Source organism: Amycolatopsis orientalis DSM 40040 = KCTC 9412 (genome assembly GCF_000478275.1).
GTDB classification, from domain to species: domain Bacteria; phylum Actinomycetota; class Actinomycetes; order Mycobacteriales; family Pseudonocardiaceae; genus Amycolatopsis; species Amycolatopsis orientalis.
The window spans coordinates 1-19,078 of the sequence record NZ_ASJB01000042.1 but is presented as its reverse complement, the minus strand read 5'-3'; the positions used below and the strand labels follow the sequence as shown (position 1 = coordinate 19,078).

Genomic DNA, 19,078 nt, shown 5'->3' with positions numbered 1-19,078 from the left:
GCCACGCTTGAGACGCTGACCGTCCCCGGCGAGGCGCATGGGCCACCCGCGCTCCCTGGCCAGCTGGTCGTGAGTGTTGAGTGTCGTTCTAACGACACTCAACACTCACGACCAACCTCACCCACGATCACCGGTGGATCCAGGCTCAACGTCCCATTCTTCCGCTGCACCTCGGGTGCCTGCTCCCCCGTGACGCGACGCTCGCTTCGCATTTAGCCGACTAACTGCGAAGCACTGCCCCCCGCTCCCTCGGAACCCCAGGACGAACCGGCGCAATGAAAGGTCCTTTCCTCGCAAAATTTGCGAGGAAAGGACCTTTCATTGCGCCACTCCCGAGGTCGCGAGTGGCCTTGCTGTCGCGTTTAGCCCGCTAAATGCGAGGCCGGGACTTTACGCGGGGAGCGGGAAAAGGCCGAGAGGGTGTCCGTCGAGGTGGTGCGCGACGGCCTGCTCGAACAGCCGCCGCTCCGTCTCGTCGCGTTCGGCGGGGGCGAGCACCGGCGGACCGCCCAGCCGTTCGGTCAGCCGGTCCAGCGCGCCCAGCAGCATCGCCTCGTCGCGGCGCGCGCCGCCGTGCCGCCACACCGCCAGCAGGGAGGCGGCGGCGAGGACCACGGTGTACCGGTCGGCCAGCGCTAACGCCGCGGGCGACGCGTCGATGGCGAGGTCCGCGGGCCCGAGCGCGGCGCATCCGCCCCGCAGCGCACGCAATTCCTCCGCGTAGCGAGCGGTGAACCGGCGTACGGGATCGTCGGCACTCTCGTCCGCGATCTCGGCGAGGGCGCCGATGATCCCGTCCTGGCGCGGCATCCCCGCGCTCAACCGGTCCAGCGAGAGCGCGGGCAGATCGCCACCGAGGGCGAACAGCGAAGGCGTCGCGGCCGGGCCGGACAGCCACGATCGCCTGGCCAGCCGGGGAAGTTGCGGCAGCAGCGTCACCAGCGCGGCGGTGAGGGAGATGTGGGCGAAGGTGGCGGGCGCGATGTCCCTGGCCAGTTTCTGGAACATCCCGTACGGACCCCGCCGGAGGTAAGAACGCGCACCCAGTACCGCGCGCAGGTCCCCGAACGCGTCGAGCAGGATCCGCGCGGTCAGGTACTTCGCCGCCGGGGCGTAGACGGCCATCGACTCCGGCGCCAGATGCAGCGCGCGCAGGACCACCGCCGAGAACGCCTCGATGGCCAGCAGATCGGCGTAGGCGCGGGCGATCATCGCGCGCACGTACGGCAGGTCGGCCGCCGCGCCACCGTAGAGCCGCCGGTCGAGCGAGCAGCGGATCGCCAGCCGCAGCGCGGTTTCCAGCGGACCGGCGAACATCGCGGCACCCACCGACCGCGTGACCTGGTAGGAGCGGAGCGCCACTTCGACGCCCTGACCGGGGTCGCCGATCAGGGCGGTGCCGGGAATGGGACAGCCGTCGAACTCGACGCCGCCCAGCTGCACCCCCCGCATACCGGAACTGTGGAATCGCGGCAGATCCCGCATTCCCGCGGCGGGCAGGTCGTCCCGCTGGACGAGGAACTGGCTGTGGCCGCGGCTGCCCGCCGCGCCGGTCCGGGCGAACAGCACCATGGCCTCGGCCCGCCGGAGGTTCGTCACGATCTCCTTGCGACCGGACAGCAGCCAGCCCCCGCCGTCCGGCCGGGCGACGCATTCGGCGTTCGCGAAATCGTTGCCGTGCGCCAATTCGTGGAAGGCGGCGGCGATCCGGCGGTTGTCCAGCAGCAGCCCGGCCGTGCGGCGGCGCTGCTCCTCGTCGCCGGTGGTCCAGATGTTCACGGAGGCGATGAGAGAGCTGAAGCCGTAACCGAGACCGAGACACGGGTCCCGCCGCCACACCGTGCGCAGCACCTCGGCGAGCCGGTCGGCGCGGTCCCAGCGGCCGCCGTAGGCCACGGGGACGAACTCGGCGTTCAGACCGTACTCGTCCAGCACCCGTTCACCCGCGGCGAGCATCTCCCGCCGTTCGTCGGCGGCGAGGATCGCCTGATATCCCACCGGGTTCCGGTCGTCCCAGGCATCGCCGAGGAGCGCGTCCAGTTCGGCGGCGCTCATGACCGGTCCGCCGGGAGCATCGGGGTGCCGAACGGCGTGACCGCGGCGCCGGTGCGGGCGGCCTCGGCCACGTGGGCCGCGAGCGCGTCGTCGATCCGGTCGTCTCCCGCCTCGGGGCCGGGCGCGGGGAGCCGCAGCGTGGCGGCGAGCCTGGCCCGCAGCGCGCGGAGCGCGGCCCGGACCCAGAGACCGTTGTCCCACAACGGTTCGTCCCGATGCCGCTCGGCCGACCACGTATGCAGGCACGCCGCGCCCGCGTAACAGAGTTCGTAGGCGGCGGCGAGTTCGTAGGCGGCCATCGCCGGGCGGGCGGCCGGAGCGACACCTGCCATCAGTTCGTGGACCTTCCCAGTGGTGACGGCCAGGGCGGTCGCGTGCGCCGCGAGCCCGTCCGGTGCCGCCCCGGCGGTGATCGACGCGGCCAGCGCGGGAAGGGATTGCACCAGTGAGCATCCCCGCCGCGACAGCAGCGCGAGAGCGCCGCGGTCCACCGGACCCGGCGGGCTCCCGGGCGACACCGCCTTCGCGAGTCCGCCGACGTCCACCGTGCCGGCGGCGAATTCCTTGACCAGGCGGGGAAACTGCTGGACCAGCGCGCTGCGGTTCACCGGGGTGCTGCCGTCGAAGACGGCGACGATCTGGTGATCCCGCCCGATCTTCTGGAACGCGCCGTGCGCGTACACGTCCGTGAGAAACGAGCGCGCACCGAGCAGTTCGGCGAGCTCACCGAGCATCGCGTCGGTCAGTGTGGGCGCCAAAGCCTTGACCACGGCAGAGATCACGCTCATCTCCCCGGTGAGGGAGTGGATCGACCGAGCGCTCACCAAGGCCGTGGCCTCGACGGCGGCCAGCAGCGCCGCGCAGCGGCCGACGATGGCGCGCGGATAGGCGCGGCCCAGCAGCGGACGGCGCTGGATGATCCGTCCGGCGGCGAAGGCCGCGGCGAGCCGGAGCGCGTGCTCGCCCGAGCCGAGGGACAAGGCCGCGCACAGGGTCCGGGTGAGCTGCAGTGCACGCAAGACGGTCTCGACACCGGTGCCTTCGGCGCCGAGGAGCGCGTTGGCGGGCAGCTGCGCGTCCTGGAACGCGATACCGGAGATGTCGACACCGCGGATCCCGTGCGTCGGCTCCTTGGGCAGCGTTCGCCAGGTGCCGGGAGCGAGCGCGGCCTTGTCGACGAGGAAAAGGCTCTGACCGCGCCCGGTGCCCGCCTTGCCGGTGCGGGCGAGGACGGTCAGGTACCGGGCGCGGGTGGCGTTGTTGACCGGCCATTTCACACCCTCGAGCCGATATCCGTCGCGGTAGGCGGTCGCCGTCGACTCGCCGTTGAGCAGATCGGCGCCGTGGTCCGGTTCGGACAGTGCCCAGGCGATCCGGCCGCCCTCCAGTATCCGGGCCGCGGTGGTGGCGGCCTGCCCGGCGTCGCCCGCGATCCATACGGAGGCGGCCCCGAGGTAGGTCTTGCCGTGCGCCACCACGGCGCTCAGATCGCGCCGGGCCACGGTGCGCCAGAGCCGCAGCAGCAGTTCGTGGTCCTCGACGGCGCCGCCCCAACCGGTGGGGACGTAGTACGCGGGCAGGCCGAAGGCGTCCAGCCGGTCGACGAAGGGCTCTGGGAAGGCTTCGGCGGCGTCCAGTTCGGCGGTCCGGCGGCCGGTGGCGGGGTCGTCCGCCAGAGCCGTGTCCAGCGCGACCTCGATCTCGACGCCGGAACGGGTGGACGTCACGGCTCCGCTCCCGATGGCGCGGGACGCAGGCCCGGCTCCAGTTCGGCGTGCAGCACCTTCATCTCGCCGGCGAGGAACCGGTCCCGCATGGCGGTGCGCCTGATCTTCCCGCTGGTGGTGCGGCGGACGGTGCCGTGCCGGACGAGCACGACGTTGCGGACGGGGAAGCCGAACGACCGGTTGAGCCTGCGGGTGACGGCCGTGATCACCGCGGGCAGCTCGGTTCTCGGGGTGTTGGGACGGACCTCGTGGACCAGCACGACGCGCTCGTCCGGCGCCCCGACACCGAACGCGGCCCCGAGCTGACCGCCGAGGGCCTGATGCGCGGCACGGGCCTCGTGTTCCACGTCCTGCGGGTACAGGTTGCGGCCGTGGACGATCAGCATCTCCTTGAGGCGGCCGGTGACGAAAAGCTCGCCGTCGGCGAAGGCACCCAGGTCGCCGGTGCGCAGCCAGCCACCGTCGTCCTCGACGCCGGCCAGGGTGGCGTCGAAGACGCGTGCGGACAGCTCCGGCTTGCCCCAGTAGCCGCGGCCGATACTGGCCCCGCGCAACCAGATCTCGCCGACCCGGCTCGCGGGCACCGGCTCGCGGGTCCGCGGGTCGACGATCAGCGCGTCGAAGGCGTGCGGCCGCCCCACCCCGGTCACCTGCCTGCCGGTGCCACCGGGCACCGGGCGCAGCTCGGGCCGCTCGGCCGTTTCCAGGCGCCGGGTGTCCACCGTGAGCAAGGTCGGCCGGACGTCGTCGGGGATGCAGGCCACGTACGCCGTGGTCTCGGCCAGGCCGTAGCCGGGGGAGTGGGTGAGGGGGTCGAGCCCGATCCGGGCGAACCGTTCCGTGAACGCCTGGATCGTGGGCACGTGGATGGGCTCGGATCCGTTCAGGCAGTAGCGCACCGCCGAGAGGTCGAGACCGTCCGTCATCTCGTCGGTGATCGCGCGTACGCAGAGGTCGTAGGCGAAGTTGGGGCCGCCGGTGTAGGTGACCTTGAACCGGTCGAGCATGCGGAGCCACTCGATCGGCCGCCGGACGAACGTTGTCGGCGGCATCAGGACGACGGGGGCGCCGCACAGCAGCGCCGCGGTGAGCTGGGCGAACAGGCCCATGTCGTGGTGCAGCGGCAACCAGCCGCCGAATCGGTCCCCCGGGCCGAGGCGCAGATGCGTGCACAGCGCCGCGAGGTTGGTGAGTACGGTGCCGTGGGTGAGGATCACGCCGTTCGGCGAGCCGGTGGAGCCGGAGCTGTACTGCAGCACCGCGTCCGTGTCGCGGCCGACCGGGCGCCCGGCCGCTTGCCAGGACACCGGCTCCGCGCTCGCGGGGCGCACCGCTTCGACGGGCAGTCCCGCGAAACCGTGCTCGCGCCGGCGCGCGGTGATCTCCGCGAGCGCGGCGTCGGTGGTGATGGTCAGCCCCGGCGCGCAGTCGGCGGTGATGGCGGCGACCCGTTCGTTGGCGCTCGACGAGGGACCCGGCACCGGTGAAGGCACGGCGATCAGCCCGGCGAAGAGACAGGCGAGGTAGATCTCCACGAACTCCAGGCCCGTCGGCAGGGCGATGAGCACCCGTTCGCCGGGTTCCAGCCGCCGGGCCAGCTCCGTCGCGCGCACCTGGGCCCGCCGCATCAGTTCCCGGTAGCCGACGCTCTCGTGGTCCGGTTCGGCCGAGCCCCGGTAAAGGGTCAGCGCGGTGCGATCGGGGAACTCGGCGGCACGCGCGGCGAAGGCCTCACCCAGGCTCCGGTATCCGGTGAGGTCGGCCGTCATGACGCCGGTGCGGTTTTCTCCATCGCCTCGATGAGGCTCTTCGGACGCATGTCGGTCCAATTCTTTTCGATGTAGTCGAGGCATTCCTGTCGTCCGGATTCCCCGAAAACGGATTTCCATCCGGCGGGGACATCGGCGAAAACGGGCCAAAGGGAATGCTGACCCTCGTCATTGACCAGGACGAGATACTTGGCGTCCGGGTCCTCGAAAGGATTTGGCACGGAATTGCCCCTCTCTCGGCGAAGTGCGGTGAGTCCGGCAGGCGGCTCACTATGCCTCCGCGATCGGCTGACCGGCAATGCCGTCCGGCGCCGGAGACGTCCAACCGCTGCCCGGCCCTCAGTTGGACGACGTCACACCGCACCCGAGCCCCGAGACCCTCGTGAGTGGTAATGACGGTTCTAACCGTCATTACCACTCACGACTGCTACTCAAGGCTCAGTGGGATCAGGAAGTGCTGCAGCTGACGCTGGGCCAGTTCCAGTTTCCGTTGTGCTGGATGGTGACACCCCAGTTGGAGCCGTTGCCGTTGGGTTTGGCGACGAGGACCTGACTGCTGGGCCAAGTGCCGTTGATGTTCCAGGTGGCACTGATCCTCGCCGGACTCGGAACGGTCATGGTGACCGTCCAGGTCGAGGAGCCGCTGACCGAAACGTTCAGGTTGTACCGGTCGCTCCAGGCCTGCCCCGCCGAAAGCGTGGCGGTGCAACCACCCCCGCCCGGAGTCGTGGGTGTGGTCGGAGTGGTGGGTGTGGTGGGATTCGTCGGGGTGGTGGGTGTCGTGGTCGGGCTTCCGGCGTTGAGGGCGTTCAGTACCGAGTTGTACGCGGCCTTCTTGTTGCCGTTGCCGTCGAACAGGAGGGGACTCTCGCTGGAACGCCAGGAGTCGCTGTCACGCACGCCCCACACCGTGATGCCGACGCAGCGCGCGACGTTCAGGCAAGCCTGAGTCAGCGCCGTGTACTGCGAGGTGGAAGCGTTCGTGACGTCGACCTCGGTGAGCGCCACGTCGACGCCGAGCGCCGCGAAGCTGGAGATCGTGGTCTGGAAGTTGCTCGGGACCGAACTGCCGCCGGTGAAATGCGCCTGCAGGCCCACACAGTCGATCGGCACGCCGCGGGCCTTGAAGTCCCGCACCATGTTGTACACGCCCTGCGTCTTGCCGTAGTTCCAGTTGTCGATGTTGTAGTCGTTGTAGCAGAGCTTGACCGACGGGTCGGCCGCGCGCGCCGTCCGGAACGCGACCTCGATCCAGTCGTTGCCCGTGCCCTGCAGGTTCGACGAACGGCGGCTGCCGTCTTCGTTGAAGGCTTCGTTGACCACGTCCCAGTGCGCGAGTTTGCCCTGGTAATGCGCCATGACCTTCTGGATGTGGTTGATCATCGCACTGCGGAGGGCGCTGCCGTTCATGTTCTGCATCCACCCTGGCTGCTGCGCGTGCCAGGCGAGCGTGTGACCGCGGACCCGCAGCCCCCGGCTGACCGCCCAGTTGTAGATCTGGTCGCCCGCCGAGAAGTTGAACTGGTTCTGGTTGGGCTCGGTTGCGTCGGGTTTCATCTCGTTCTCGGCCGTCACCATGTTGAACTCGCGTGCCGCGATCGTGGTGTAGGCGGAGTCGCCGAGCCTCCCGCCGGCGATCGCGGTGCCGAAGTACCGGCCGGATTGCGCGGCCGCGGCCCCCAAGGTACCGGCCGCGGCGTCAGCGCCCGGAGCAGTCACCAGCACGGCGGCCGTGGCGGCCACGCTGGCCACTCCCGCCAGTATCCGTGCGGCCGATGACCGCCACCACCGCCTGCCGTGCAGGTCCGACGAACTTCTTGCCATCCGTGGTCTCCTCCCGGGCGCCGCCCAGGGGATGCCCACCTCGGGACATGTCCCCGCCGGCGAGGCCGGCTCCGGGAACCAAGTCTTCGGTGACCTGGACGAAATCGATGATGTTCACCTACCGCGAGCAGCAGAACACGGCGCGGCGTCACCGGGCAAAGAGTTTCGAGGAACTTTCGGTGCTCGTCCGCCTCGGGGTCGAGCCGGATGTCATGATCCACAATGGACGATCTCGAGATCCGCTTCTTGCCCGGCCCACGATCGGTTCATAGGATTCTTCACGGGGTAGTCGAAAGCGGGCGTCGACCCGGAGACGGCTCTTTCCGGAGCACCCTGGCCGGACAGGAAAGGGGAGGTGTCACCATGAGCGACGAAGGCCGGAGCGACCCGGACCCGCTCGCCCACACCAGCCGCACCGTCTCGGCACCGGTTCCCCGGCCGTCCGAGGAAACTCGGGCCGCGCCGGTGATCCCGCGTTCCGGCGCGACCCTGAACATCGTCCGCGGCCCGGGGATCCAGGAACCGGTCACGATCGAACTCACGAAGGACACCACGGTCGTCGGCCGGCATCCTTCCAGCGACGTCGTGCTGAACGATCCGACCGTTTCCCGCCACCACATCGAACTACGCAGGTCCGGTGGCGAGGTCGTCATCGCCGATCTCGGCTCGCTCAACGGCACCTATGTCAACCGGATCCCGATGGATCGTCGTGTCCTCGCCGACGGGGACATGGTGTGGGTCGGCCGGTACCGGTTGCTGTTCCGGTCCGGCGAGCGGGAATCCGGTTGACGGTGGCGCCACCGGATGAGTCATGACTCGGCCGAGTCGTCGTCCTGGATCGGGACACCGAGCGCGGACAGGCGCTTCGACAGGTCGGGGCGACGGGCCAGCAGCACGTCCCGGTTTCGTGACCGGAACGCGGCGGCGTGTTCGCGGACCTCGTACGGGAACCGGCCCGCGGGAACGCCCTTTTCGGCGAGCGCGCACCAGAACTCGGCCGCCAGGTCGGCCCCGAGGCGATGTCCGCGCAGCAGCTCGTCCAGCATGGGCACGAAGGCGTGGATGTCCGAGATCCTCGGGAACAGGCGCAGGATCAGCTTGAGATTGTGGTCCCGGTAGACCGGCCCCGCGTGTTCACGCAACACTTCGAGGTGGCGCAGAATGAACGAAACGGGCACCACGTCATCGTTGACCAGCAGCTGTGACACCTGGGACGCGAACTGCTGTCCCCAGTCCTCGTTCGTCGCCAGTGCGAGTCTGCCGACGGTGGCCAGCCGTTCGAAGACCGCCATCCGTTCTTTTCGGGGTGTCAGCGAAGAATGAAACGAAGCGGCCCTCGCGAGCTCGCCGGAAACAGACCAGACGTTCCCTGAATCCGCGAAGTACACGGAGATCATCCGGCTGGGCAGACCGGCCGGATCGCCGAGCGCGTTGACGGCGAGGTCCAGATTCCGGTCGCAGATGATCTCGGCCGACCGCAGGATGTCGGTCGGAATCCGCAGAACGGCGCGTGCGGCCTCGGGCGCCCACGAGAGTCCGGGTGACCGTTCCGCTTCGGTCCGGTCGGACCGGGAGACCAGGAGCACAGCGGATGTTTCGGCCTCTCCGAGGCGAAGCGCGCGGTAACGTTCCAGCAGGCTGTCCCACTCGCCAGGGCGCAGCTGGGACCGCCAGAAGTACAGCGTGCGCGTCCATTCGTCGACGTGGTCCCGCGAATCGGGATACAACTCCTTCGAGGTCACTTTGGCGCCGATCGTCATCAGCAACAGCAGCAGGTTGGCGCCGTAGGTGGCCAAGCGGGCGGTGGCCGTCATGGTGGCGGGCACGTAACCGCGGTAGACGGTGTTGACCTCCGGCCGGTGCAGCCCGTGGAAGGCGGTGAGCAGGGCGGCTCGCAGGGCCGGACGCTGGTTCTCCGACACACCGGCGGCGAGTTCCCGCAGATAGTCGATCGTGGTCGAACGCGTCGACAGCAGCGACCACGAGAGAAAGGCCCGGAGTTCGACATCGTCGGCACGCTGCCCGGTGGTGAAAAGCCGGGAATTCTCGTGTCTCAGTCTTTCCACCATGTCCAAGAGACAGCGCCAGACCAGCCGTACGACGAGAAACTCGCCGAACGTCGCGTGCATGAACTCGTAGGTGCCCAGCTCCCGGTCGTCCAGGGAAGTGCGTGCCCGATGGACGAAATAGAAGCGGCCGAGTGCGTTCTTGGCCTCACTGGCCAGGAGCTGGTGCTCGTCGGTGACCGTCTTCTCCGCGGGGGCGACGATCTGCAACGCTGCCAGGTCTTCGGCCAGTTGTGAGTCGGTGATCCACTGCGCGCCCCGGTTGAACATCCCCAGCGCGACGATCGACAGCACCATCAGCTCCTGCCGGACGGTGGCGTCCTCGACGGAGACGTGACGATCGGTCTTGGCGACCTGGCGCCGGGCGAACTGACCCAGCAGGCGTTCGTAGAGTTCGGTCTGGCTCAGCTTCCTCCGCGTATGGCGCAACGCGCCGCTCTCGGCGTCGTACACCGCCAGCATGAGCAGCAGCAGGGGCTGGGAGGCCAGGTCGAAATACGGTTCGACGACCTGCACACCGAGCGGGCCGTGTCCTCCGTTCGACAGGTGTTCCCGGTTGACTTCGTTCCACACCTCCAGCCACTGACCCACCTGAGCGAGATCGAACGGTTCCAGGCGCACCGTCAGCACGCTCGCCGGGAGCCGCATGCGGTCCGCGACCGTGACACGGCTGGTGATGATCACCGCCACGTGCCTGCCCTGGGTTTCTTCGATCTCCTGGAAATGCTTGACCTGGAGCAGATAGTCGGATCTGCTCACGCCTGTCGCCTGAAGCAGCTCGTCGAAACCGTCCAGGAACAGCACCAGCAGTGAGCTGCCCGCCGATCTGGCGAAATCCGGCCACGTCGTCGTTTCGTGGGTGGACAGCCGGATGGCGCGTTCGATCTGTTCGTGAATCGAAACGTCCGCCGGTACATCGCGCAGGGCGACCCTCACCGAGATGAAGTCCGGCGAAGGAAGCCTGGCGGCCTGCACCACGGTCAGCAAGGACTTCCCGGCACCGGGATGTCCCAGGATGACCATGGGTTTGAGCCAAGCCCACGGAGTGGAGAGGTAGCCGAGCAGGAATCTTTCGAAGTCCTCACATACTCGTTGCCCTGCCCAGAAATCCTCGTCGTTGATCGGGGTGCCGGACACGGTGTCCGCCATCCGGAAGTTCGGGTTGACGTACGCGCGATCGATTTCGGGCGCGTCGAGGCCCCGGGGGAGTTCCGCCGAAGCGAGGAGCTTGCGGCCCAGAACGGCGCGATTGCAGCGCACGATCGCCTGGAGCGCGGGGGTGACCTGGTCGACCGGCTCCGCCCGCGTGAGCAGGTCCTGTACGGCGCGATGCACGTCCTCCAGGCGGTCCCGGCTCGACCGATGGCCGGAAAGGGTCAACCAGACGGCGAATTCGGGCGATTCCACCGCCAGGCGCTGCATCGAAGCGTCGAAGTTCGAGATCGCCGAGGGGATCGCCAGCTGCAGTACGCCACTGGTGTGGGACTTCTGGGCTTCGTTCAAGGAATCCCAGACGGCCAGCCCTCGCAGGAAATTGTCGAGACGATGGCTCAGGGCGCGATAGAACCGGTCCAGGTCCGACCGGAGACCGACGCTGTCCGAAGTCAGTCCCAGCAGGGGAAGTTCGGTCTGGACCAGGGCCTCCGCGGCCTCGGCCAGTGAGTTCGCCGGGGTTCCGGCGCCCGCCAGGGCCAGTGAATCGGCGCGTGAGACTTTCAAGGCGTCGAACCTGAAGGGAAGTTTCTCGCGCTCCAGCGCGTCGAAATAGGCGGTGACCATCAGCACCCCGCGTGCCGCGTGGAGCCGCTGGATCCGATCGAACTGACTCATTTTCCGGCGCTTGTCTATGCCTCGCGCGACCAGTTCGTCGGTCAGCCGCACCAACTCGGCCTTCGCGTCGAAGATCGAAAGCAGTTCCGGCAAGAACGGTGTCGCGGCGAGCAGCAAGCCGCCGAACAGCTTGTCAAGCCGCTGAACCAGCGAACTGTGCCCGGTACCCAGAATCCTGACGGCGTCCCGATAGGTCAGCTTCGTCGCCACCCCATACCCTCCCTCGGCAGGCCGCCGATTCTGCCAGCGGACTGCTCACCGCGAAACGGTCGAAGCCGATGTCACGGGGAACCGGCGGAGTATCGCGTATCTGAGGCCCGGATCGCCGCTCCTGTCAGATCGGATGAAGGATTCGTCCTGGTCTAGGGGGCCTGTGTGAGCGGCATTTCGCACGGCGTCGACTTCCGGGTGCTCGGTCCGTTCGAGGTCGCGGTCGGCGGCACGGTGCTCGACCTCGGCGGACCGCGCCTGCGGGCCCTGCTCGTCCTGCTCGGGATCGCGGACGGCCGCGCGGTGAGCGTCGCCGCTCTGGTCGGGCAATTGTGGGGTCCGCGTGCCCCGCACGACGCCGACCGGACCGTGCGCACCTACGTTTCCCGGCTGCGCAAATACCTTCAGCCCGCGGCGGAGGCACTCGGCGGCGATCCGATCGTGACCCGGGCGCCCGGGTACCTTCTGCGCCTGGATCCCGAAGTGATCGACGCGGTGCGGTTCGAAGGTTTGGCGGCCGCGGGGCGCCGGGCGCTCGACGCCGGGCAGCCCGTCCTCGCGGCCGAGCGGCTTGTCGCGGCACTGAATCTGTGGCGTGGCCCCGCCTACGGTGAATTCTCCGACGTCGCCGCTCTCGACGCCGAGTCGATCCGATTGGCACGACTGCGTCAGAACGCCGTGGAAGATCGGATCGCCGCGAATCTCGCCGCCGGGGGAGGAAGGGAACTGGTCGCGGAACTGGAGGCGTTGACCTTCGCCCATCCTGGGCACGAACGGTTATGGGGACATCTGATGCTGGCCCTGTACCGCGCGGGAAGACAGGCCGACGCGCTCCGGACGTTCCAGCGGGCGCGGCTGCTGCTGCTCGAGGAGTCCGGAGTCGAACCTTCGCCCGAGCTGTCCGTGATTCAACGGCGAATCCTCTCTCAAGACAAGAAATTGCTGGCTCCGGAAACCGGCGACTCCGGTCCGCTCACCGACGGTGAAGCCGCCCTTCTCGGCAAAGGCGATCTGCGCACCAGCAGGCGGCATTTCGAAACCGCCTACAACCTGGCGGAGCAGGCGGGCGACGGAGAGAGCCTGGCGCGCGCGATGCTGGGACTGTCCGGCCTGTGGGTGCACGAACATCGCACGGCCACCGGCACCCAGCAGATGCAGACCCGGTTGAGAACCGCGCTTTCCGCGGTCGGCAAGGAGTCTCCGCTGGCACTACGGCTGCGGGTCCGGCTCGCGGGAGAGATCGACTACCGGGCGTCCCGGCATTCGGAAATCCTGGCAGTACTTGAGGAAACCCGGCTCGCCGACGATCCGGTGGCACACGCGGAGGCGCTGAGCCTCGCCCACCACTGCCTGCTCGGCCCGGACCACGGACGGCTGAGGCAGACGCTGGCCAGGGAGCTGATCGGCGAAAGCGCCCGCACCGGCCGTCGCGGTGACCGTCTGATGGGCCTGGTGTGGCACACCGTCGACCTGTTCCTCGCCGGCCATCCGCACGCCGAACGACGGCTGGGGGAACTGCGTCAAGCCCTCGCCGAGGACGATTTCCTCGCGGCGCGTTTCGTGGCGGACGCCCTCGAGGTGATGCTGACGATCCGGGCGGGCCGGTTCGACGAGGCCGAGAGACAAGCGCAGGTCTGTGCGGAACTCGGGGAGACCGTGGGCGACGCCGACGCCATGGGCTGGTACGGCGCGCATCTGGTCGCGATCCGGTGGTTTCAGGGCAGGCTCGAGGAGGTGCTGCCACTGCTCGACCGGCTCGTGCATTCGTCGACGCTGTCCACTGTCGACAATTCGTACTTCGCGGCGCGGGCCGCGGCCGCCGCGGTGGCAGGGGACCGGCGGAAGGCGGCGAGCTCACTCGCCGGCCTGGTCGGCTCCGATCTGGCGGAACTGCCCCGGTCGAGCACCTGGATGGTCTCGATGAACGGCGTCGCGGAAGCCGCCTACCGGCTGGGTGACGCCGAAACGGCGGCACGGGTCTACGAACTGCTCAGTCCGTTCGCGGACCTGCCGGTGATGGCCAGCCTCGCCGTCGCCTGCTTCGGATCGGCCCACTATCCCCTGGGTGTCGCCGCGATGGCCATGGGCGCCCCGGAACGGGCCGTGCGGCATCTGCACACCGCGATCCAGCACAACCTCGCCTTGGCGCACTGGCCCGCTGTCGCCGTCTGCGAAGAGCGTTATGCGGAGGCCACGGCTCTGCTGCGCTCAGGGCGCTGAGGAGTTGCGCTCGCGGCGAGAAAGAATCGTGGTCTCCGCAGTCACCGATGGCCGATCAGCGGCAGTGCGGGGAAGGTGTGGTCGTGCCAGATCAGCCGGGAGGCTTCTTCCGGGTAGGTGGTGACCTCAACGCCGTCCAGGCGCGCGCATTCGGGCGGACAGTGCTTCGGCCTCGGCCGAGAGGGTCTCGCCGAACAGTGGCTTGGGGCTGAAGGGCGCTTTCCCCGCATCGCATGCGGGGAAAGCGCCCTTCGCCGCGTGAGATGAGACGAAGGGCCCCTTCAGCCCCTCCCACCCGGCGCCAGGTTGCGAGGGAGCGGGGTCGTGGGGGCAACGGCTCTGACCTGCGACGTGGCATGCGCGAGCGTGGAGGATTGAGGACCTGGTCGTGAGTGGTAAGTGTCGTTCTAACGACACTTACCACTCACGACTCCCCACCTCGGAACCCCAGGATGGAAAGGCTCCATGGCAGGCGCGGGCCAGGTCACCTCGGAGAGGTGGGCGCGGTCCGGGCCGGGGGCGAAGACCGCCACGGGATCGTCCGGTGCGCGACCTGGCCCCCGGCGGCGGCCAGCAGCGGGAACGGTCATCACGACTTCCTTCCTCGGTGAAGCGCTGTCGACCGGATGTCGACGGCTTGTCGACGGCCCTTGCCACAGTGAGCGCAGGGCAGTTCGCGCTGTGACCGGATTCGGACATCGATACCACCGTCACCCGCGCGATCTGCCTCTCGAAGCGGGTCACGAAAACGAAGCCCGGCAAGAGCGACCAGGGGAGAATGTCATGCGAAAGTCAGTGATCAGTATCGGTGCGGTGGCGGCCGTCGCCGGGTTGTCCGTCGCGCCGTCGGCCAGTGCGTCACCCGGCTCGGTGGGACAAGGGAAAGCCGGCACATTCGCGTCGGTGGTCATCCCGGCCAAGCGGATCCCGGTGGACAACCGCTTCATCCCGCCGCGGGTCGGAGGAGACGACGAATTCAACGGGCATGGCCCGGACGTCTTCGCCAACTCGACCCTGGAAGGAGTGGGGACGAATCGGTTGCGGGTCAGGATCTTCATGGACGCGATCGAAACGAGGGCGGACTTCACGCACGTGCGTGGAACCTCACCCGACTTCCTGATCTACGTGGCGCCGGCGGGCCAGTGTGTCCAGAGTGTCAGCCGGGGAGGCTATGAGGAAATCCGCTACCGCGACACCGACCACGCGGTCGACGTGTTCGCGGGTCAGGTCACGGACAGCTTCGTCAGTGAATGGTCCTTCGTCGGGGACACCAACAGCTCGGAAGCGGGCACCCGGACGGGCGTGGCCCTGACCACCTTCAGCTTCGTCGCCAACGTGCAGCCGTGCTGAGGCCGGGGTTCTCGGCGCGGAACGTCCTTATTCGACCTTGAAATGCGGGTTGTGAATCAGGCGACCAGATTTCCGTCGGGAGTGCGGACGACGGCGACCTTGATGTCCCCGCCGACCTCTTCGACCCCGGAATGTGAAGTCGCCCCGGCGGCGAGCAGCGCCTCTTCATCGGCCTCGACGCCCCAACAGGTGATCGGGCCGATTTCGGGGTCGAGGGCGGGATCGAGGGCGAGTTCGTAACCCGCGACCGAGTAACCGACGTAGAAGGGCTGGTCGAAATACGGCTCGATGTTCAATACCGAGGTCGCGGGTGATAATCCGAGAACACGCCAGCACGACGGGAATGGTGACAGATCGGTCCGCCGGACGGGTGCGGTAGCGTCGACCACCGCGCGGTGCAACCGGAGGACCGGTCTGCTCCGTCCTGTGCACATGAGATGGATCGCGGGGTGTCTTCTGCTGCTGGTGGCGGGATGTGGGGCCGGTGCGGGTGCGGGACAGGCGAGGCTGGAAGCCTTCACAGCACTCGGCTCGTCCGCCGGGCTGGTGAATGTGGCGCCCACGGAACTGGGCACGGCCGAAGCTCGGGAGTTCCAGCGAACCCTGGAGCGCGCCGGGAACTCGAAACCGGACAAAGTGCGTGCCGCTCTGTCGTTCGCGCCGCCGCCCGATCGGCGCGGCTTCGCCTTCGTCGTGCCCGGCTGCGCCGAGGACGGCGCCGAGCTGATCGTCGAGCACGGAACGCTGACCGCGGACCTCACCGGCGGGGAGAACGTCAACTGTGTGCAGGCGAACTACTTCCTCGCCGTCTTCTCCGTCGACCGTGCCTCGATACCGCCGACGCCGACGTTGCTGACAACTCCGCGCTAGCCCGCACTCAGGGCGTGAAGGCCCCTTCCCTCGGTTCAGCCGAGGAAACTCGACCTTCACCTTCGAGGACCCGTCGAAACCACCGGAAGCCTCAAGGCAGGCAAGTCCACCACTGGTGGCTGGCTTCTCAAGAGAACGCTTCTTACTGCTCACGGCCTCTTGTGGAAACGTGCGCTGTATCCCCGCATCGCTTTCCCTGAGACCCTTGGCCCAGGGGCCGAGGAGGGAGCGGCGATGGTGGCGAGACGCGGTTCGCGGCACCACTTGATCGTGGTGGCCGACGTGGAGGGATTCGGGGACCGGCGCCGGACAGGGCCACACCAACGGGCGGTGCGCGACGGGCTTTACGAAGCCATCGAGGCGGCGTTCACCGCAACCGGAGTGGTATGGCGAGACTGCTACCACGAGGACCGCGGAGACGCGGTATTCGTCCTAGTGCCCGGCGAGGTCGACAAAGCCGTGTTCGTGGAGGCCGCGCTGCCGACGTTGGTGACGCGCTTGCGGGTGCACAACGACGCCCATCCGGAAGCGCAGCGGATCCGGTTGCGGATCGCGCTCCACGCCGGGGAAGTCGGCTACGACGAGCACGGTGTGACGTCGTCTTCGTTGACTCTGGCGTTCCGGTTGTGCGACGCGCCTCCGCTGAAGACCGCGCTCGCCGCCTCACCCGGCGTGCTGGCGGTGATCGCGTCGGACTGGCTGTTCGACGACGTCATCCGTCACACCCCCGGCGCCGCGCCCGCGACCTGGCGCACCGTTTCGGTCGAGGTCAAGGAGGTCACCACAACCGGCTGGATCACCCTGCCCGATCATCCCTACCCCGCCGCGCCGGATCCGACGACGGCGCTCACCCGAGCATCGCACCCCGGACATCCGAATGTGATTTCGGGACGAGTGGTTCCCCGGCAACTTCCGGGATCGGTGCGGGATTTCACCGGGCGGGCGGAGCATCTGGCCGCGCTCGACGCCTTGATCCCGCCCGAGCCCGGCCAGTACGACGAGCGACCACGTTCGGTGGTGATCACCGCGGTCGACGGCGCGGGCGGGATGGGTAAGACCACCCTCGCGTTGCACTGGGCCCACCGGATACAGGACCGCTTCCCGGACGGCACACTGCATGTGAATCTGCGCGGATACGGTCCTGGAACCCCGGTCACCTCCGGCGAAGCCCTCAGCGGGTTCCTGCGGGCCTTGGGGGTCGCGGCGCGCGCGATCCCTACCGACGTCGACGCCCAAGCGGCCCTGCTGCGCTCCCTGCTCGCGGGCAAGCGCACGCTCCTCGTGCTGGACAACGCGCACAGTGCCGAACAGGTCCGGCCCCTCCTGCCCGGTACGGCGGGCTGCATGGTGCTGGTCACCAGTCGCGACAGTCTCACCGGTCTCGTCGTCACCGACGCCGCTCACCGCCTCACCCTTGATTTGCTCACTCCGCCCGAAGCGCTCGACCTGGTAACCGGCATCCTCGGCGCCGAGCGTGCCGCCGCCGAGCCGGACGCGGTCGCCGCGCTGATCCGGCAGTGCGCGCGGTTGCCGTTGGCACTGCGGGTCGCGGCCAGCCGCGCAGCCGCCCACCCGCATCTGACGGTCGCCGACGTCGTGATCGAACTGGCCGACGACCACACCCGGCTGGACGTCCTCAGCGAGTTCGCCGACGAGCGAGCCGCCGTCCGAGCGGTCTTCGACTGGTCCTATCGCCGGCTCCCGCCCGAGCAGGCTCGGCTGTTCCGGCGACTCGGCCTACACCCCGGCCCCGACCTGTCCCTTCCCGCGGCCGCCGTGCTCGCCGAACTGGCGCCGATGGACACTCGTCCCCTGCTGGCCGCGCTTGCCGGCGCGCATCTGATCGAGCCCACGGCCGGTGGTCGGTACCGGTTCCACGACCTACTGCGCGCTTACGCCGCCGACCAAGCCCGTCACCAGGACACCGACGAAGATCGGGAGCGGGCGTTGGAAGCCTTACTGACCTTCTACACCTACACCGTCTGCACTGCCGACCATTACATCTATCACCTGTTCGTGCAGATGCCGGCGGCCGTGGCCGTACCCCGCCACCCGCACCTTATCGATACCCCAGACGAGGCATGGGCTTGGCTCGGCACCGAACGTGCCAACATCTTGGCCGCCCTCCAACACGCCGCCGAACGGCGGCTCGATCACCACACGATCCCTCTCGCTCATGCGTGCCGCTTCCTCTGTTCCCTGGGCAGCCCGCAAGAATGGATCCGAGCCCACGACGCCGGGATCACCGCCGCCAAACGTGTCGGCAACCGCACTCAGGAAGCAATTCTCCTGATTGACCGAGGGGAAACGGCTAGTGATCTGGGCTGGTGGGATCAGGCTCAAACCGACCTCGACCATGCGGCCACATTGGTCCGGCAACTCGACGACCCCCGTCTTCGGGTGTCCGACTTCAACGGTCGCGGCCTGCTATTGCTTCGACAGGGCCGGTTTCAGGAGGCGGTAAGGCTGCTCAAACTGGCGTTGCCGTTGAGCAAGGAGATCGGCTCCGTACGCTGGGAGGCGGTGGTGGAAGGCAATCTCAGCACCGCCCATCTCGGCCTCGGTCACAGCCAGGTCGCGCTCGAATACGCCGAACGAGGTCTGCGCCTGCGCCGCCAAGCCGGAGATCTCACCGGTGAGGCGACGGCTTTGACACACTTAGCGCGTGCTTGGCGTCAACTCGGCGCCCCCGAGAAGGCGATCGCATTGTGCCGGGACGCGATAGCCCTCGGCCACAGCACACCGCTCAACCGCTACGAAACCATCGCTGGCCCGCTGGATGTCCTGGCGACCTGCCTCCGCCGGCTCGGCCGCACCGACGAAGCCATCAGTTGCTGGCAGGAAGCCGCCGCCGTCTATGACAACGCCGGCTATTCTCACAAAGCCGCCGAGGTCCGTCGGCGTCTCAGCGACGTTCAAGCGAAGCCCTGATGATCCGAGTGGTGCGGCTCGGGGGCCTGGTTCTGGATTGCGCCGAAATAGCGAAGAGCGCAGATCGGATCGATCAGCGCTCTTCGAGTGGTCAAGAAATCAGTGGGCGATCATCAGCGAACTTGGGCGTTGGGTTCGAGAAAGGTCCATCCCAGGCCACAAGGCAATGCCGCTAAGTTAAGCGTGGTGTGATCAGGATCTTCGGTGGGACGTCGTAGCGCTGCTC

13 protein-coding genes are annotated in these 19,078 nt (G+C 68.3%); 6 read left to right on the top strand and 7 right to left on the bottom strand.

The window, feature by feature from the left end; all coding sequences use genetic code 11:
• Positions 1–390: 390 nt before the first annotated feature.
• From L324_RS10645 to L324_RS10625, 5 genes are all read right to left on the bottom strand, one after another.
• A complete protein-coding gene (locus tag L324_RS10645) occupies positions 391–2,055 on the bottom strand; it encodes an acyl-CoA dehydrogenase family protein (RefSeq protein WP_051173836.1) in 1,665 nt (554 codons plus the stop codon).
• Entirely contained in the window at positions 2,052–3,782 is a 1,731-nt protein-coding gene (locus L324_RS10640; RefSeq protein ID WP_051173835.1) for an acyl-CoA dehydrogenase family protein, read from the bottom strand. Before L324_RS10640 ends, L324_RS10645 begins: the two co-directional genes overlap by 4 nt.
• On the bottom strand, positions 3,779–5,551 hold the full coding sequence (locus tag L324_RS10635; protein WP_051173834.1) for a fatty acyl-AMP ligase: 1,773 nt from the start codon (positions 5,549–5,551) through the stop codon (positions 3,779–3,781). The genes L324_RS10640 and L324_RS10635 overlap by 4 nt, the downstream gene beginning before the upstream one ends.
• Positions 5,548–5,772: an MbtH family protein gene (locus tag L324_RS10630; RefSeq protein ID WP_037306096.1), complete on the bottom strand. Its 225-nt coding sequence runs from the start codon at positions 5,770–5,772 to the stop codon at positions 5,548–5,550. The genes L324_RS10635 and L324_RS10630 overlap by 4 nt, the downstream gene beginning before the upstream one ends.
• A gap of 226 nt (positions 5,773–5,998) precedes the next feature.
• Positions 5,999–7,375: a glycoside hydrolase family 10 protein gene (locus tag L324_RS10625; RefSeq protein ID WP_037306095.1), complete on the bottom strand. Its 1,377-nt coding sequence runs from the start codon at positions 7,373–7,375 to the stop codon at positions 5,999–6,001.
• An 89-nt stretch (positions 7,376–7,464) separates the two neighbouring features.
• Here L324_RS10625 and L324_RS42250 point away from each other — a divergent pair, with 89 nt between their 5' ends.
• Together L324_RS42250 and L324_RS40900 are read left to right on the top strand one after the other, a co-directional pair.
• The gene (locus L324_RS42250; RefSeq protein WP_152546790.1) at positions 7,465–7,647 is read left to right on the top strand and encodes a hypothetical protein; all 183 of its coding nucleotides are present in this window, start codon (positions 7,465–7,467) and stop codon (positions 7,645–7,647) included.
• Between the two features lie 91 nt (positions 7,648–7,738).
• The gene (locus L324_RS40900; protein ID WP_051173833.1) at positions 7,739–8,164 is read left to right on the top strand and encodes an FHA domain-containing protein; all 426 of its coding nucleotides are present in this window, start codon (positions 7,739–7,741) and stop codon (positions 8,162–8,164) included.
• A gap of 20 nt (positions 8,165–8,184) precedes the next feature.
• Here the strand turns inward: L324_RS40900 and L324_RS10615 are convergent, their stop codons facing one another.
• The gene (locus L324_RS10615) at positions 8,185–11,481 is read right to left on the bottom strand and encodes an NACHT domain-containing protein (RefSeq protein WP_051173832.1); all 3,297 of its coding nucleotides are present in this window, start codon (positions 11,479–11,481) and stop codon (positions 8,185–8,187) included.
• 165 nt (positions 11,482–11,646) lie between these two features.
• Between L324_RS10615 and L324_RS10610 the strand changes: the two genes are divergently transcribed.
• Together L324_RS10610 and L324_RS10605 are read left to right on the top strand one after the other, a co-directional pair.
• Positions 11,647–13,701 carry an AfsR/SARP family transcriptional regulator gene (locus L324_RS10610; protein WP_235783488.1) on the top strand — a complete coding sequence of 685 codons (2,055 nt, stop codon included), beginning with the start codon at positions 11,647–11,649 and terminating at the stop codon, positions 13,699–13,701.
• 783 nt (positions 13,702–14,484) lie between these two features.
• Positions 14,485–15,051 carry a hypothetical protein gene (locus L324_RS10605; RefSeq protein WP_152546789.1) on the top strand — a complete coding sequence of 189 codons (567 nt, stop codon included), beginning with the start codon at positions 14,485–14,487 and terminating at the stop codon, positions 15,049–15,051.
• Between the two features lie 56 nt (positions 15,052–15,107).
• Here L324_RS10605 and L324_RS10600 read toward each other — a convergent pair whose 3' ends face one another.
• Positions 15,108–15,347 carry a VOC family protein gene (locus tag L324_RS10600; protein WP_235783487.1) on the bottom strand — a complete coding sequence of 80 codons (240 nt, stop codon included), beginning with the start codon at positions 15,345–15,347 and terminating at the stop codon, positions 15,108–15,110.
• Between the two features lie 136 nt (positions 15,348–15,483).
• Between L324_RS10600 and L324_RS10595 the strand changes: the two genes are divergently transcribed.
• Together L324_RS10595 and L324_RS10590 are read left to right on the top strand one after the other, a co-directional pair.
• On the top strand, positions 15,484–15,921 hold the full coding sequence (locus tag L324_RS10595) for a hypothetical protein (protein ID WP_235783486.1): 438 nt from the start codon (positions 15,484–15,486) through the stop codon (positions 15,919–15,921).
• Between the two features lie 234 nt (positions 15,922–16,155).
• On the top strand, positions 16,156–18,852 hold the full coding sequence (locus L324_RS10590) for a tetratricopeptide repeat protein (RefSeq protein WP_037306093.1): 2,697 nt from the start codon (positions 16,156–16,158) through the stop codon (positions 18,850–18,852).
• Positions 18,853–19,078 lie beyond the last annotated feature (226 nt).

Bases quoted from the DNA above. Each gene is read 5' to 3' on its own strand.
- L324_RS10645 (WP_051173836.1), bottom strand. From the start codon at position 2,055: ATGAGCGCCGCCGAACTGGACGCGCTCCTCGGCGATGCCTGGGACGAC.
- L324_RS10635 (WP_051173834.1), bottom strand. From the start codon at position 5,551: ATGACGGCCGACCTCACCGGATACCGGAGCCTGGGTGAGGCCTTCGCC.
- L324_RS10625 (WP_037306095.1), bottom strand. From the start codon at position 7,375: ATGGCAAGAAGTTCGTCGGACCTGCACGGCAGGCGGTGGTGGCGGTCA.
- L324_RS40900 (WP_051173833.1), top strand. From the start codon at position 7,739: ATGAGCGACGAAGGCCGGAGCGACCCGGACCCGCTCGCCCACACCAGC.
- L324_RS10605 (WP_152546789.1), top strand. From the start codon at position 14,485: ATGCGAAAGTCAGTGATCAGTATCGGTGCGGTGGCGGCCGTCGCCGGG.
- L324_RS10595 (WP_235783486.1), top strand. From the start codon at position 15,484: ATGAGATGGATCGCGGGGTGTCTTCTGCTGCTGGTGGCGGGATGTGGG.
- L324_RS10590 (WP_037306093.1), top strand. From the start codon at position 16,156: ATGGTGGCGAGACGCGGTTCGCGGCACCACTTGATCGTGGTGGCCGAC.